The 12743-nt window shown below is 57.5% G+C and carries 11 protein-coding genes; 3 read left to right on the forward strand and 8 right to left on the reverse strand.

Annotated elements, in window-relative coordinates; genetic code table 11:
* Positions 1 to 270 precede the first annotated feature (270 nt).
* The 3 genes from folD to ACJJIF_RS07190 are packed head-to-tail and all read left to right on the forward strand — an operon-like array spanning position 271 to position 2836.
* Positions 271 to 1116 (forward strand): bifunctional methylenetetrahydrofolate dehydrogenase/methenyltetrahydrofolate cyclohydrolase FolD, encoded by an 846-nt coding sequence (gene folD, locus ACJJIF_RS07180; RefSeq protein ID WP_444931548.1) that lies wholly within the window; start codon positions 271 to 273, stop codon positions 1114 to 1116.
* Complete coding sequence (gene rsuA / locus ACJJIF_RS07185) at positions 1109 to 1813, forward strand: 16S rRNA pseudouridine(516) synthase RsuA (RefSeq protein WP_444931549.1); 705 nt, start codon at positions 1109 to 1111, stop codon at positions 1811 to 1813. Before folD ends, rsuA begins: the two co-directional genes overlap by 8 nt.
* Positions 1814 to 1819: 6 nt before the next feature.
* Complete coding sequence (locus ACJJIF_RS07190; RefSeq protein ID WP_444931550.1) at positions 1820 to 2836, forward strand: class I SAM-dependent methyltransferase; 1017 nt, start codon at positions 1820 to 1822, stop codon at positions 2834 to 2836.
* Positions 2837 to 2891: 55 nt separating this feature from the next.
* Here the strand turns inward: ACJJIF_RS07190 and ACJJIF_RS07195 are convergent, their stop codons facing one another.
* The 8 genes from ACJJIF_RS07195 to ACJJIF_RS07230 all read right to left on the reverse strand — a co-directional run bounded on the left by ACJJIF_RS07195 (position 2892) and on the right by ACJJIF_RS07230 (position 12741).
* The gene (locus ACJJIF_RS07195; RefSeq protein ID WP_444931551.1) at positions 2892 to 3347 is read right to left on the reverse strand and encodes a hypothetical protein; all 456 of its coding nucleotides are present in this window, start codon (positions 3345 to 3347) and stop codon (positions 2892 to 2894) included.
* Between the two features lie 132 nt (positions 3348 to 3479).
* Complete coding sequence (locus tag ACJJIF_RS07200; RefSeq protein ID WP_444931552.1) at positions 3480 to 4226, reverse strand: spermidine synthase; 747 nt, start codon at positions 4224 to 4226, stop codon at positions 3480 to 3482.
* On the reverse strand, positions 4226 to 4699 hold the full coding sequence (msrC, locus tag ACJJIF_RS07205) for a free L-methionine (R)-S-oxide reductase MsrC (RefSeq protein WP_444931553.1): 474 nt from the start codon (positions 4697 to 4699) through the stop codon (positions 4226 to 4228). The genes ACJJIF_RS07200 and msrC overlap by 1 nt, the downstream gene beginning before the upstream one ends.
* A 154-nt stretch (positions 4700 to 4853) precedes the next feature.
* Positions 4854 to 5309, reverse strand: a complete 456-nt coding sequence (locus ACJJIF_RS07210) for a hypothetical protein (RefSeq protein ID WP_444931554.1) — start codon at positions 5307 to 5309, stop codon at positions 4854 to 4856.
* A gap of 226 nt (positions 5310 to 5535) precedes the next feature.
* Positions 5536 to 6738, reverse strand: a complete 1203-nt coding sequence (locus ACJJIF_RS07215) for a hypothetical protein (protein WP_444931555.1) — start codon at positions 6736 to 6738, stop codon at positions 5536 to 5538.
* A gap of 42 nt (positions 6739 to 6780) precedes the next feature.
* Positions 6781 to 10422, reverse strand: a complete 3642-nt coding sequence (locus tag ACJJIF_RS07220) for an ATP-binding protein (RefSeq protein ID WP_444931556.1) — start codon at positions 10420 to 10422, stop codon at positions 6781 to 6783.
* 134 nt (positions 10423 to 10556) lie between these two features.
* The gene (locus ACJJIF_RS07225; RefSeq protein ID WP_444893397.1) at positions 10557 to 11321 is read right to left on the reverse strand and encodes a DUF4194 domain-containing protein; all 765 of its coding nucleotides are present in this window, start codon (positions 11319 to 11321) and stop codon (positions 10557 to 10559) included.
* Positions 11314 to 12741 carry a Wadjet anti-phage system protein JetA family protein gene (locus tag ACJJIF_RS07230; protein WP_444931557.1) on the reverse strand — a complete coding sequence of 476 codons (1428 nt, stop codon included), beginning with the start codon at positions 12739 to 12741 and terminating at the stop codon, positions 11314 to 11316. The genes ACJJIF_RS07225 and ACJJIF_RS07230 overlap by 8 nt, the downstream gene beginning before the upstream one ends.
* Positions 12742 to 12743 lie beyond the last annotated feature (2 nt).

The raw sequence follows: 12743 nt of genomic DNA on the forward strand, positions 1-12743 counted from the left end.
GCGAAGTGCGTGCATAGTAATGATACCCCGGGTCCTTGTCAACGCTTCTAAGCTATTATTTTTAAAGAAGTTTATCCTTTTGCCTATCTGGGCCCAGAAGTGGCGAAATTATTTCCAACCTGTGCGAAAATGGCGCACTTCGCGAATCCGACCGGATAAAAAGTAAGCAGCTCTTAAAAGCCGCCTGCTTCCGCTCTTCTATATAAAGTAGGTGCTGGAGCAGACTCCGGTCTATTAGCCATCGATTTTTTACTGTTAGAGATAGTATCTATGTCTGCACTGGTTCTGGACGGCAAGGCCCTGGCACAGAAAACTGAAGAGGAACTCTCGGCTCGGGTAGCCGTACTAAAGGAAAAGAGTGGTGGCCAAACGCCAATCCTGGCGACCATCCTGGTAGGTGATGACCCCGCCTCCGCCACTTACGTAAAAATGAAGGGCAATGCCTGCCGCCGAATCGGCATGGATTCCCTCCAGGTGGAACTGCCCTCCTCCACCACCACCGAGCAACTGCTTACCAAGATCGAAGAACTCAACACCAACCCCAACGTCCACGGCATACTGCTCCAGCACCCGGTGCCGGCGCAGATCGATGAGCGCGCCTGTTTCGATGCGATCAGCCTGGAGAAGGATGTAGACGGTGTAACCTGCCTGGGCTTCGGCCGCATGGCTATGGGTGAAGAAGCCTACGGCTGCGCCACTCCTAAAGGAATCATGCGCCTGCTGGAAGCCTACAATATCGAATTGGAAGGCAAGCACGCCGTAGTTGTGGGCCGCAGCCCCATTCTGGGCAAGCCGATGGCGGCGATGCTGCTAAACGCCAACGCCACCGTGACCATCTGTCACTCCCGTACCCAGGATCTGGCCGAGCATATCCGCCGCGCCGATATCGTTGTAGGTGCCGTGGGCAAGCCGGAGTTTATCAAGGCCGAGTGGATTAAAGATGGCGCCGTGGTTGTGGATGCCGGTTACCACCCCGGTGGCGTCGGCGATATCGAGCTGGGCCCTCTGACTGAGCGCGCCGCTGCTTACACCCCGGTACCCGGCGGTGTTGGCCCCATGACCATCAATACCCTGATCTATCAATCTGTTGATTCCGGTGAGCGTAAAATTGGCTAACCTGATTCGTCTGGACAAAGCGGTCAGCCAGGTCACCGACCTCTCCCGCACCGATGTAAAGCGCGCCGCCTGGGCGGGGCGCATTACTGTGAATGGTGAGGTGGTCACCAGTGCGGCCACCAAGATACAGGTCAGTGATGAGTTGTGCCTGGATGATGAGCCCTTGCACGAGCCGGGCCCCCGCTACATTATGTTGAACAAGCCCCTGGGCTATGTCAGTGCCACCAAAGATGGCGAGCACCCCACAGTGCTGGACCTGATTGATGAGCCGAACAAGGCCAAGCTGCATATCGCCGGGCGCCTGGATATCGATACCACCGGTCTGGTGCTGCTCACCGATGACGGCCAGTGGTCCCATAAGGTGACCTCCCCCAACCACCACTGCGACAAGACCTACTACGCACTGTTGGCCGAGAAGATTGAGGAAGATGCAGTGGCAAAGTTTGCCAAGGGTATCTGGCTCAATAATGAAAAGAAGAGAACCAAGCCCGCCAAGCTGGAGATTCTCTTTGCCAATGAGGTGCGTATCACCATCGGTGAAGGGCGCTACCACCAAGTGAAGCGTATGTTCGCAGCTCTGGGCAATAAGGTAGTGGAGTTGCACCGGGAGAGAATCGGCGAAATTATCCTGGATGAAGAACTTCAGGAAGGTGAATACCGCCTCCTGGCTCCTGAAGAAATCGACTCTATCCAATAAAATAATATGTCATCCCTTCTATATCAGGAACTTACCCAAGCCCCAGAGGAAACTCTGTGGATCGCCGATGAAAACAGCAAACCCCTCCTACACCAGGAGGGGTTTCACTTTGCCGGGGATTTACTCAGCAACCGCTGGGATATTGCCGAACTCGCTGCAAATAGGGTGCAGCGGAGCTTCTTCAACGACTTCCACTTTGAAGAGCTTGAGCGCAAATACCGCCGTATTGTCTACGCCGTTTCGAAAGAAAAGGCCGTGGTTCACCATATTATTGATCGCGCCCCCGACTTTCTCGGTGAGGGTGGCGAGCTGGTTCTGCTGGGCGAAAAGCAGAGCGGGATCAAAAGCTATGCGGCAAAAGTGGCCGAGCGCCTGGGTGGCGCCAAGCACTTGCAAAAGCACGGCAGCAGCTATCTGAGCTGCAATACGGTTGACTGCGGGGACAGCGGCACGCCAATTGCCGAACTCCAGTACCCGGAATTGCAGCAGCTTGCCGAGCTTGGCGATCTCTATTCCAAGCCGGGGCTGTTCGGCTGGAACAAGGTCGATAAGGGCAGCGCGCTGCTGGCTCAACAGTTCACTACCGAGCTGCCTGCGGATGGCTCGCGCATTGTTGACCTGGGCTGTGGCTACGGCTACCTGAGCCTGCAATTGGCCGCCCTGGGCAACTACCACTTTACCGCGACGGACAACAACGCTGCGGCCCTGCTGGCCTGCCGCAAAAACTTTACCGAGCGGAATATCGAAGGCATCGTGGTGCCCTCTGATGCGGGCTCTGAACTGGAGGGGGGTATTGCCGATCTGCTGCTGTGCAATCCGCCTTTCCACCAGGGCTTTCAAGTGGAGGGGGATTTAACCGATCGCTTTCTACAGCAGAGCGCGCGGATACTGAAAGATTCCGGTACGGCAATTTTTGTGGTGAATGAATTTATTCCCCTGGCCAAAAAAGGGCCCCGCTACTTCTCCCAGGTGACATTGATCACTAAAGAGCGGGGATTTTGTGTATACCGCCTGCGCCCCTAAGAGCTAGGGACGCAGGCCGGCAGCAGTCGCCTGGAGTCAGGCATTGGTCAGAAGACTAGTAATCGCGCAAGTTGAATAGATTCGACGACAGGGTGTGCTCTTCCAGCTCTTCGAGTTGCCGCAGTCGCTCAAATGCATCCCGGGCCGATGGGGTCTCCGCGCCCTGAGCCAGATCCCGATATTGATCGGCCAGATAGATCTCAATATCCATCGCCAGCTTGGCAATCTGCTCCAAGCTTTCAATATCAATGCCGCGCAAGCGTTGTAGAAACTCCTTCTCGCGCCCCTCCGGGGCAAATTGCACCCAGGTATGCAGGGCGCCAGGGGGCAGGTCGTCATGGAAGTTATCCAGTGAGTGCTTCATGGAGTCTTCCCGCCGCCGCAGCTGGTCCAGCAGTAACTCAACCCGCTCATTGGTGGCGAGCTGCTCGTACTCTTCGTATTGCAGCGCCAGCTTGGCGTGAAAATCCCTTCCTTCCTGAATTACATCCTCAACCGTTTTGTACCGCATCGTTCAATCCCAGCAGAACAATTTACTCGATTGAGTATAGTCACGAGGTGACAAAGGGCGCCAATGAATATCATCATTAACGCGACAGGGATTTAAGATTTTTTCAGTCGGGCCAATCCGCGACAGCTGCAATCAGCGCAGCTGGCTCATGCGGAAATCCAGGCGCCGGTTGGGGTTGGCGGGATTGATTTTTTCCGGTGCCCTGGCCGCTAACTCGCCTTTGCGCAGCGCCCTTCTGCTCACGGCCAGGATATGATTTTCATACTGGGGCATATGCGCCATCCAGGCGCCGCCGAGGCGCTCACGCATAGCTTTGCTGCGCCAGGCGCTGTTCTGTAGCTCGGGGCGATCGCCAAAGTTACTGACCAGCACACCATCCCGGTGCAGCAGGCGCATCAGGCTGGCACACCAATTTTTATCGGCGGGTACTGCCCGCTGGGCCACTCCGTCACAGTGGCCAAACAGGTCGTCAATCACCAGATCGAAAGTGCTGGGAGAGGGCCGGCTCAGGTGATCGCACACAAAGTCACAGGCATCGGCACACACCAGCTCGACACCGCGCACATCGAAGAAGCGGCGGGCAATATCCAGATGCACCGGGTCCAAATCCACGCCGACAATACGCTTGGCGGAGGTAAATGTTTGCAGCAGGCGAATCAGGGCACCCCCACCAACGCCGAGCACCAATACCGAATCCAGGCGCTGTTCCGGGAGGAAAAATGCCGGTAACAGCAGCAATTCCCAAAGGGAGCCCTTGAGGGGATCGCGGGGATTCCACTGGGAGTGAAAAACCCCATTGCTATAGAGGCGCACACTGGCGCCGTGGTTGCGCACCTGATAACAGGTGTCGCCAACCTGCTTTTGCCAGAGCAGCGCCATCAGCTCGCCGGGAGGTCTGAGGACTCGAGCAGTATCCGGGCAAAGTCCTGTAGACCCGCCAGGTCTTCCTGGCTAAAACGGGCCACACTGGGGCTATCGATATCCAGTACCCCCAGGCAACGGCCGCTTGCGTCGTAGAGTGGCACCACTACCTCGGAGGCGGACACCGCATCGCAGGCGATATGGCCGGGGAACTGGTGTACATCGTCCACTAATTGGGATTCACCGGTAGCGACAGCGGTGCCGCAGACACCGGCGCCCACCGGAATCCGGGTGCAGGCGGGTTTGCCCTGGAAGGGCCCCAGGCGCAGTTCATCGCCGCAGAGAAAATAAAAGCCGGCCCAGTTGATATCCCCCAGCTCCATAAACAACAGCGCGCTGGCATTGGCGGTGTTGGCCAGCCAGTCTCGCTCCGCAGAAAGCAATCCTTCCAGCTGTCCATTTAAGGTGGTGTAAAACTTGTTCAGCGACATACCTAGCGCCCCTTGCCCACTTATAATTTCAAATTGTGCCAGCTTATAACTTCAAATCGTGCTCGCTAAAACTGGCAAACCCGCAAAACAGTATCCTGCGGCAGGCAGGTATTTTGCGGGCTTTGGCGAGGGAATCAATATGCAGAGGGCAAAATTACTGGTAGGGATCGACCACTGCGGACTCTTCACCGCTCTCACCGCGATACTCATCGGCGTCTACGGTGGGGCGAGCCCAGTCGCTGTCATCCTGGTTGCCGCGCGTATTCGACTGGATTGCCGGCGGCGCGCTGGTAACGTCTGATTGAATCAGGTTGCGAGATTTTTCGAAGCGCTCTTCCACCTTGGGCTTGGGCGCAACTTGCGGGGCATTAGCTTCGCGGCGAATGCGATTGGCCATAGCGCTCAAATTGGGGCGGCGACGCTCGGCGAGTTTTACCGCTTCCAGCTCGCTATTGAGTCGATTGATCTCCGCCTGCAAATCGCCCACCTGCGCTTGCAGCTCGGTAATCTGGGTCAGCACGCCTTTTACTTTGCGACTTTCCTTTTCATACATCACAGCGGCACCGCCAAAGGCCAAAGCAAAAATGACCAGGATGGAAAACTGACGCATACTAAACTCCGAAAGCTGCATTTGATATTTTGGATGGGATTTTTACAGCATATTCTTTCCATCTTCCGAGAAATTGCGCATAAAACACAAGTTTAAACGCCAGTAAAAGTCTTAGCAGTCGCCATTCCCTAAAAACCAACCGCTGAAATTTAGCCGATAGCGACACAACCCGGGCCAAGCCCACAAGCGCCCGGAAAATTTTAAACGTCCAACTTGCAAAAGCGCTCTACGCCAGCGCCCCGGCCAATTTGCCGATCTCAACCATCTCCTGATCCACATAGCGATTGAGAGCTGAAATTGCCGGTAACAGTACCGTATCTGCGTATTGGCAACCGATAGCTTGCACCGGTTTTTGCCCCGCCTTTTCCGCCTGCTCCGGGGTGTGTGCCTTCCCCGCGCGCAAAAAATGTAGCAACAGATCGTAGCCCGGGCGCCAGCACTGCAAGTCGGGAAAGCTCTTTCTCAGTGCTGCGGCAATGCGCAGGCCCTCGTAGTCCAAATCGCCCCAGAAAAAAGCTGGCAGCGCTTCGGGACTCTCCCCGTACCACCAGGCTAAGAACTGTTGCCGACTACTAGCGCTCACCGTATTAAACGTACTAAAGCGCACCCCCTCCCGGTTGCGAATGCGCTCCGCCCCGCCCTGGTAGCCCTCGCTATACACCAGTGCTACACAGCTGGGCTGCCGCTCGGCCAAACTGATAAAAGTGTCCTGGTTTTCAATAAAAATCACCCGCTCAAATGACTCCGGCAGGTAGGTGTGCAGCAACAGTGGGCGCTCTTGTATTTTGCGGCTCAATTCGGGGTAGAGGTTGCGCACCAGGGACTGACGACTGGGTAATTCGAGGTATTTGGAATCCCCGTTAAAGCAGCGCGCGGCCAGTTGCCGCCAGGAAATTTTATCGGCAAAGATCAGCGCTTTGCCGACGGAGACCCAGCAGGCAATAATCTCTTCAACGGAGTTAAACCCCGGTTGCAGCTCCAACCCTTCGAGGGGAAAAGCAGCGGGGTTTTCAAAGCAATCGGCGTAGGGTTCCAGCAAGCTGGTCCAGGCGGACTGGCGCACAGTCGGGGATGGGCGCTTGAGCCACTGGCGCAGCTGCGCCTCACTGGCATCGCGGAAAATTAACTGGGCCCCCTGCCACTCGGCAACACCCGGCCGCCTTTTCGGGTTGGGCTTTACCGTAAAGCACTGGTATTCCCGCGCAAATTTCTGCAAGCCTCCCCACAGTTCCTGCTCATCCTGACCGGGGTCCCTGAGGGGCTCCAGCACTTCCTGCCAGCGCTTGCTGCCGGCGCGCAGATCCAACCTAAAGCTGATACGCGTTTCCTTGCCGCGCAGCAGCTGGCTATCCCGCCGGTCCAGAATAAAATTCAGGATGCCGAGTAACAGCGGGTTTTCCTCTACCCAATAGGGCAATGCCTTTTCCATTGCTTGCCTCCCTGCCAATGGCGGGGTCTCCCCCGAAAATACCTATCCCTCAACCAGGTCCATAAAATCCAGCGATGCCTGTTGGCGAATCGTGCGGCGGTGGTTGGCCCAGAGTTCGGCGATGCGCTCTTGGTTGCACACCTTGCGATCCACATACACCCGCGTATTCAGCTGGCCGATAGGCTTGGCACTGGGGCACTTACTGAATACAAACTGATTCGAGATCAGGTCCATAAAGGGCCCTGACTTACTGCTGGGCATAATAAACAGCAGCTGTAGGCCCAGGGTCTCAGTCAGGTAACGAATCACTTCCTTGGAGCGGGACTCATCCATTTTGGAGAAGGCCTCATCCACCAGCACCATCTGCAAATGGCTGCCACTCTCACCAAAGCGGAAGGCCGAAGTCACCGCTGCGGAGCGGATAATATAAGCCGGGGTTTCCAGCTGACCGCCGGAACCGGTGCCGTACTGGCTGAGGGCGATCGGCTCCTTGCCTTCCGGTTCCTTATAGATCTCATAGCTGCGGTAGTTGCGGTAGTCGCTGATTCGATCCAGCTCGCGCCGCGCCACCTGCTCGTCTTCACTCAGCAGCATGCTCAACAGGCGGTCGCGCACCTTGCGGTGCTTGGGCGCCAAATCCGTGTCGAACAAGCTCTGCTCTTCGCCCAAATTGGGCAGCTCGATCACCGCCTTAAAGAAGCTCCAGTACTCCTTAAATTCCGCCACCCACTGGTAGTCGAAACGGAAACGCTCGCGATCCGCGCCGAAGCGGTGGTGCTCCAGCTCTTTGTTCAAATCATCCAGCACGCGCTTACCGTCGTTAATAGACTGGTAAATAGCGTGACACAGGTGAGTTACAAACGTGGTATTGAAGGATTTTTTCAATCCCAGCAGTTGATCGTGGCGCTCCACCAACAGGTTATTCTTCAGGCGGTTGCGCAGGGTCTCTACCTGATCGCCGAGGCCGCTGATCAACTTGAACAGGTTGTCTTTGTGGCCGCCGCTCAAGTCCGGCTCAAACACCAGGGTATCGACGCTGGCACAGGTGGCGTTGTATTCCATCACCGCGCGATCCAGTTGGCGGCTGTATTTTTCCAGCTGCCCCCGCCAACTTTCGATATCCGCTGAGAAGTCGAAGTTGTCGGCGGCGCGCTCCACCTGCTCGTCGGCAGTAATCAGTACTTGCTCGGCGTCGAAAGTGGGGTCGATGGCGGTAATGCGCCTTACCATTGCCTCGCTGTCACTGGCAGCATCGTCCAGGGACTCCAGCTCGCCAGACAGAGCATACAAGAGTTTTTCGTTGCTTCTTAGCTTGGTCTCCAGAGAGCCATGCTTGCGCTGGAGGTCAGACAACTGCTTTTGCTGATCTTTGAGCTGGGCCTTGAGTTCATCAACCTGCTGCTCGAACTGCTCGAAGTCCTTCAGGTCCAGGTTTTCCAGAGCGCGCTCGGCGCTGCGCCATTCGCGCTGGGCCGCCAGGGCGGTATCCACAATGGACAACAGCTTGATATTCGCCAGTCCGCGCACTGCATTGGTGACGCGGCGGTAGAGCTGGTGGCGCTCGTTGACGTGGGCGGCCTCTTCCAGCAACTGCTCCATAGCGCGCTGCTGCGCCGCCAGTGCGCGGGCGCGGGCGCCCTGGCCGAATACCAACTCGGCATCGTCCATATCGCAGCGCCACATGCTGTAGTTGCCACTGGCCATACCGTCGGCAGTCAGGCCCCGGCGGGTGCCGCGCAGCTCGTGTTCATCCTCCACCTGCACCACGGCACCGTAAGAGGCGCGCAAATAGTGCTCGGCAGTTTTATGGGTGAACTCCATCAGTTCGATAATGGAGCCCGACGGCGTATCCAGGCGCTCCGCATCGCGGCGGGCCTTGTCCCCCTGGATCACACGGGCGCGGTTGTTGCGCCCGGGCAGGCCGCGCACGATACGAATCGCGCGGGCCTCGTGTTCCGGCTCCACAATAATCGAGAAACGCGCGCCGCCCAGATAGCCTTCAATCGCCATCTGCCAGCGCTCATCCAGCACTTCCACATAATCACACAGGACGCGGGGCTCCGCCTCTGGGCACTGCTCGCGAATTGCGGCCAGGGCCACTTCCACCGATTGGGGGTAGCGCACGCGGTTGGCCTGGAGATGCTGAATGCGACTCTCCTGGGTGCGCAGCTGCTTTTGCAGTTGCTGCACTTTTTGCTCCCAGCGGGAGGCCTGCTGGGCAATCTGCTCTTTGGGGGAAACCTCATCACTGGCGCCGGCTTTACCACTGCTATCCAGCAGGTCGAACAGGCGGTTCTGTAGGGCTTCACTGCTGGCGGCGCGCTCGCGCAGTGGCTCCAGTGCAGCCAGATCGATCCAGTCTTTGCCCAGCAACTTGTGCAGATCCGGCAGGTCTTCCTCGCGGGCCACCTGCTTAATTGCCTGCACCAGCGCCTTATCGGAGAAGGCGGGAATTTCCAGCTCGGCGGAGGTGAAGTTGAGCAGGTTTAATAATTCTTCGGCGGCCTCGCGGTTCTCACGCCAGCGGGCCTCTTCGGCAGACAGCGGGGTGTGCTGCTGGGACAGCAGGCTCAGGGCATTGTTAATGCGCTGCTCCAGTTCGTCCTTATTGCGCAGCGCATCGATACCCAGGCGCTGGGCTTGAAGCTCTACCAGCTGACCATTGAGCTGCTCGACGCGTTCGGAAGCGACGCGCACTTCGCGCTCATTGTTGTCCAGATCGCTGCGCAGTTTTTTCTGATCGTTCTTGCCGCTCAGATAACTCTTTTGCACCCGCTGCTGGCGGTGGCGTGCGCACAAATATTCCTGCACCCGCAACTGCAACCACTGCTCCCGGTAGAGCTCTACCGACTGGGCGATGGCCTCCAGGGAACTGACCCGCTCCACAATCTGGCGGGCTTCCTGCTCCATGCTGTGAATGGTTTTCATCAGCTCGGAAACGGAGCGGATGGCATCACCCAGGTCGCGTTTTTCCAACACTTCCTGGGCGACAAAATCGTTGATGCTTTTTACTGGCTTGTAGGCCATAAAATTGGCAAAGGTGCGCGCGGCGTGCATAGCCTCGCGATCGGAGACCGCATCGCGGCGTCCGCGCAGGGCACCGTAAAGGCGGCGCAGGTAGGCCTTTTTCTTGTCGTACTGCTCGACTTTTTCGAACTGTTTGCTCAGGACCTGGTTGAATTTATCCAGTGGCAGTAAATGTTTGCCATCGGTGTAATCCCGGACAAAATCCCCCATCACCAACTGTTCGCCGGGGAATACGAAAAAGCGCAAATCACTTTGGCGGGCCTGGGCGGGTTTACTGCTGTTATCCAGGTGTGCGCGAATACCCATCACTGCGGTAAAAGGCTCAGCGTCGTCTTCACCGCTGGTGGGATGAAAAATACCGGCGATGTAACAGTCGGTGGGCTCAACACGGGCATAGCTGCCGTCGTCACAACCCAACACGTAGGATGCGAGCGTGCGCACCTGCTTGCCGCCGCGCCCGCGCTGGGTGGTTTCATCCTGCCCCGGGTTAAAGGTAAACAGGGTGTCGTGGGCGGCGGTCATCAATGTCTGGATGGCATCGGCTGCGGTGGTTTTACCGGAACCATTGCCACCGGAAAACAGGTTGATCGGGCCGAAATCATATTCCAACTGCGGAATATTACCCCAGTTAATCAGGATCAGTTTTTTTAGGAACATAGTCTTTTCAAAAAAACGGTCTTTTCAAAAGCAGGGTCTTTTGGCAGGCGGAAAGCCACTACCCTTTTTCGAGGCCCCGGCGGTCGAGTATTTGTCTATTTTTTGTGGCCGCTGTTGCGGCCTCTATTTTTCAGCTAAGAAGCCGCTTCACTCTCAAATAAGCTGTGGTCTTCGACCTCTGGGGTGATGCGCGCAGGCGCCGGCTCTATTTCCGCTTCTTCAAGCTCACCCACCTTATCGGTTTCGGCAACTTGGCTCTCTGCGGCGGGCGGGACTTCGCTGTCGATCAGCTGGTGCAATACCGACTCGCTGACAAAGTGGGCGATGGTCGGGCGCACGCGCAGCCACACTTCCGCACTGGTCTCCACCTCTTCGCTGCTGAACTGCACCAGGCGCAACTGGCGCAATTTCTTCAGCAGGTTTTTACGCTCGGCGTGCTTATCCGGCAGGGACATTTTCAGCAGATTGCGCATGCCCAGTTCCAGGGCTTCCATCGATAGCGCGGCGCAACCGCTCTCATCCACCTGCCCTTCCCGCAGCGCTTTATCATACTCCACGCGCAGGGCAAGAATCGCGGCCACTTCCTGCTGGCTGAGGCGGGCGCGGAAGCCGCCGTGGTGCGGCTCTTCCTGATCCGGCAGGCCCGGCACTTCGGCGCCGGGCGGATACACGCGGATAAACTGGAAACGGCTGTCGTGCTGCAAACGCAATCCCAGCGGGGCCAACCACTCGCGCACCAGCTGCTCACAGCGCTGGAAGCGATCGTAAAGGGTGGTTTCGATTACGCTTTCATCCCGGCAGATAACGCCGTAATCCAACAGGCGCACCAGCAGCTCAGAAAATTCACTGCGGTTCAGGCGGCACTGCGCCAGAGCCTCTTCCAAAGCCTGCTCAATCACGGTTTTTCAGCTCCAGGATATATTCGTCAAATTCGGTGAAATAGTCATTGCTGGCGATTTCACCGGTAAATTTCACCTGCAAGTCGGCGGCGCCGCTCTGGTTCACCGCCGCCGCTTCGATCACATGGCTCATAGCGAGCAGATCCCGCGCATCCCGCAGTGGCAGGTTGCGGCTATTGATCTGGCGGCCGGTGCCGAGGGCATCACTCAAGTAATCGCGCAGGTTACTGTTGTTGAAGTTAAACGCCTGGTCGAGCAGTTGTTGCAGCTCGATCTCGCGGCGGTTCTCCTCACCGATGGGGGTTTCATCTTCGACCCGGGTATTTACCGGTTGGCGGCGGTTGCGCTGCCACAGCTGGGTTTGCTTGGGGTCGAACAGGCGCAGCTGGAAGCCGCCCAGCTGTTCGCCCAGCTGTTCGAGGATATGTGTTTTTTGCTGGCTCTCACCGAGGCGCTGGCACAGGTCGGCAAACTCGCCCTCGGCCTGGCTGTGCAGGTAGCTGAGCTGGCGAATAATAATATCCGCGCGCTTGGTAAAGCCCTGTAGCGCGCGGCGCAAAGCGGGCAGTTTTACCTCGCAGGCGCGGCGCATACGGTCCTCGATGGTATCGAGCATCAGCCACAGCAGGGACTGGCCCGGCTGCATCAATTCCGGCAGCAGTTGGCGCAGGCGCTTCTCCCACTCCGCTTTCTGCATATCCTCCTTGCGGCGAATGCAGTCAATCACCCGGTTGATGGAATCGCGGTGCTTCTCCACGCTGTCCGCAGACAGGCGGATAGCCAGGTCCGGCTGGAAGCGGCTCTCCATAAAGGAGAAAAACTCATCGGTGGCCTGCTGCACCAGCAACTGGGCTTCCACCTCCCGCACCATTTCCCGCTTGCGCTCTTCCAGCTCGGCGATCATATCGGTGAAATCCGCCACGATACGCTCGGAGTATTCCCAGGCATCGATCAAGTCGTGGATTTCACCTCGGCTGGCAAAGGCTTCCAGGGCATTTAAGGTGTTACGGGTATTGCGGTGGCGGGTGCGTACGCGGGTGCCGTTCACTTCCACTAGCGGCTGAGTGAAAAGGCGGCCCCGGCGGCTAAACGGATAGGTGGCGGTGAGCGTGGCGCTGTCCACCTGCTTCTCCAGCCAACCGTATTCCACCAGGCTGTTCAGTACCCAGACGGCCTGATCGCGCAGGTTGCGGAAGCGGCCCTCCGGGTCCTGCACGCCGTCCTCGCTATCGAGCTGCGGCGCGCGGGTCAGGGCCTCGGCAAAAATTTCCAGAATCTGTTCGCGCAGCAGGGACTCACCGTAGTCAGCCTTGGCGGTGTACAGACGCTCATACAAAAGACGCAAGCACTCGACCACCTGCTCGCGGTATTTACCGGTCAGCGGGCGGAAGAAGTGCTGGTAGGAATCGACGAAGAACAACG

This window comes from Microbulbifer regidiadema (SeqCode) (genome assembly GCF_052467605.1).